The following is a 241-nucleotide window of genomic DNA, read 5'->3' as shown; positions in this document are numbered from 1 at the left end:
CGTTGTCGCTGGCCGTGAGGAAGGCGCTGAATTCGCTCTGGGCCAGCAGCACGGCGCGAGTGAACTGGGCGAAATTGAGGCCGGGCTTCTGCTCCAGCTGTTCGCGGAACTCGCTTTTCTTGTTCGCTGCCAGCATTTGCTGGGTCTCCAGGTCCTGGAGGCTCTGCTGGCTCTTTTGCAAGGCGCCGTCCGCCTTGTCCCGGGAGCGCCGGGTTTCCCAGCGGGCGCGATAGCGGTGGCC

Annotated in this window: 1 protein-coding gene; it reads right to left on the bottom strand. The window is 65.1% G+C overall.

The window, feature by feature from the left end:
• A partial coding sequence (locus BST14_RS32240) for a hypothetical protein (protein WP_142279732.1) occupies positions 1 to 241 on the bottom strand: 241 nt, incomplete at both ends.

It is taken from the genome of Mycobacterium arosiense ATCC BAA-1401 = DSM 45069, assembly GCF_002086125.1.
GTDB lineage: Bacteria > Actinomycetota > Actinomycetes > Mycobacteriales > Mycobacteriaceae > Mycobacterium > Mycobacterium arosiense.
Note: the sequence above shows the minus strand (reverse complement) of the source record. Positions and strands in the feature narration are given on the sequence as shown.